Annotated in this window: 1 protein-coding gene and 1 pseudogene; one reads left to right on the top strand and one right to left on the bottom strand. The window is 45.4% G+C overall.

What is annotated here, in order from left to right:
• Positions 1 to 274 precede the first annotated feature (274 nt).
• Positions 275 to 1,030 carry an alpha/beta hydrolase gene (locus tag RMO52_RS03285; protein ID WP_310410794.1) on the bottom strand — a complete coding sequence of 252 codons (756 nt, stop codon included), beginning with the start codon at positions 1,028 to 1,030 and terminating at the stop codon, positions 275 to 277.
• 342 nt (positions 1,031 to 1,372) lie between these two features.
• On the opposite strand from RMO52_RS03285, the pseudogene RMO52_RS03280 reads away from it, so the two are divergent.
• Positions 1,373 to 2,112, top strand: a pseudogene (locus tag RMO52_RS03280) (hypothetical protein); the annotation flags it as partial.

Raw genomic sequence — 2,112 nt, 5'->3', positions numbered from 1 at the left:
AGCATGGGGAAGTATCGTAAGAGCAAGGATCTGTATGGGCGGGTTGATGCTAGGGATGCTGTTAGTACTAAAAGTTTCATTCAAACCCGCCCAACCCATATTTGAATTCGGCGTAGTCCTTTACCCCACCCCAGCCCTCCCATTATAACGGGGTGGTAGTAAAGCCCCCCCTTTATATGGGGGGGTTGGGGGGGTAAAGATCTCCGCCGAAGTCCTAATATTTAGAGTTAAGTAAAACCATTAACACGATCGCAACAATGGGGATTTTGCACCTTTAACTAGCTAACTGTGCGAGAAATTTCTCTACATAATAAGAGCAAAGATGAGAACCTTCTGCTTGAAACATGAAGTGATCGCGGTTGGGAATCGTAATTAATTCAGAATTGGGAAAGAGACTGTGATAGCGGTGTCCCATTTCCACTGGAGTCTCTGTATCTTTTTCGCCCCACAATAGTAACACTGGAGCCGGAATCTGTTTGGCAAGTTCCGTGAGATCTTCGTTAACGACTTTGATAAAGGTACCTTTGAGTGCGCCAGCGTTTAAGTAGTCGCGCGAACCGTATTTTTGACTGTGCCAAGTGAGGAGTTCGTCACGATAGAGTGGTGAGAGTTTGAGGGTATTCCGCATATTGGCGATCCATTGACTGCGGAGGGACTGCCCGAAGGTGCGCTGGCGCTTCAATCCAGCCGCATTGATTAATGTCATCGATCGTACCCGCTCTGGATATTTATGCGCCAGACGAATTGAAATTCTGCCCCCAACAGAATGCGCCACCAAATCGGCTCGTTCGATGCCTAGCTCGTCTAAATACTGACAAATCCGATCGGCATACTGAGCTGTATCCCAGTCTTCTGGCGGTGGTGGGGATTTACCAAAGCCAGGTAGATCGATCAGATGAATGTTTGCGTGAGTTGCTAGCAACTCACCCATCGGCTGTAAGGATTGGAGATTTTGACCCCAGCCATGAAGCATAATCAGGGGATGACCGTTATTACCGAGTTGGAGGGTATTTAATTCCACTTGAGCCATTTCACGCACGTTTTCTTCGTCATTAGGTCAAATTAGCATCGATCGGTACCGACATAAAGCGTAATTTTAGCAAAGCTGATAGTAATAGATCTGAATGTGGGTACCTTAAGAGCGATCGATCTCACACCACCAAGCGGAATATCCGGGTACGATTTGGGGTAAGCAATCATCAAACCCCCGTTTAATCCCAAGTTTTAATCCCATGTTACCAATCGATACACCTTATCCTCTCCCAGCAAGCCTTACTTCGATTCTATAGGACAGATGCTACTTATCGATGCAGCCTCTGTACTAGAGCAACTTGCTGTAATTATTTACTAGAAATAGTCATGGATATTCAATATGTTTGCAGTTGGAAAAAAACTTGGTAGCGGTGTCGAACAGATTGTTTACGAGCATTTTTTACATGTCGTTAGAACTGAAGCACCCGATCGGGTTTTAGCGAGATTTCAAAGTCTATTTATTGAAGGTGTTAACTATACAGACAGCAGAATCTGGACGACGATCGAAACACTCGCTTTTGACAAAACTGCCGAGCAAAACTTTCCACTTATCATCAACCGTTGTTGTTATATTCTCGTCAATCATTGGCAAATGCAACTATCTGGGCACTCATCAGTTGCCGATTTGGTGAATATGCTCTCACATCTGCATGATGTGCGGATGACTTATTCGCGAGTAGTGCGGCGACTGCGCCAACTGCTGCATTTGTATTTGCAAAGCGATGACTATATCAAGCTCAAACGCTTGAATGTCGTCCTCAATGGCGATACTTCTGGCAAAAAAAACACTATTGCCGAGCAGCCGCTGGGGACATTAATTACTCGTTACCCTTATCTTTACTCACACTCGCTGGTTTCTGACGAACGCACCGCCGAGAATGTCGAGACGATTAAACGAGTTCAAAAAAATCTCCGCCAACAGCAAGAAACAAATCTTTCTCACTATCTCACCTATCAAGTTAGACGATCGCGAATCAAGGCACAATTAGGACGCGAGGCTGCCGATAATTTACCACCAGTTGCTAATCCCACCTTACTATCTACCAAGGAATTGGGGATGGCATTCGGTCAATTTGCGGG

This window comes from Chamaesiphon sp. OTE_8_metabat_110 (assembly GCF_031382685.1).
GTDB lineage: Bacteria > Cyanobacteriota > Cyanobacteriia > Cyanobacteriales > Chamaesiphonaceae > Chamaesiphon.
Note: the sequence above shows the minus strand (reverse complement) of the source record. Positions and strands in the feature narration are given on the sequence as shown.

Bases quoted from the DNA above. Each gene is read 5' to 3' on its own strand.
- RMO52_RS03285 (WP_310410794.1), bottom strand. From the start codon at position 1,030: ATGGCTCAAGTGGAATTAAATACCCTCCAACTCGGTAATAACGGTCAT.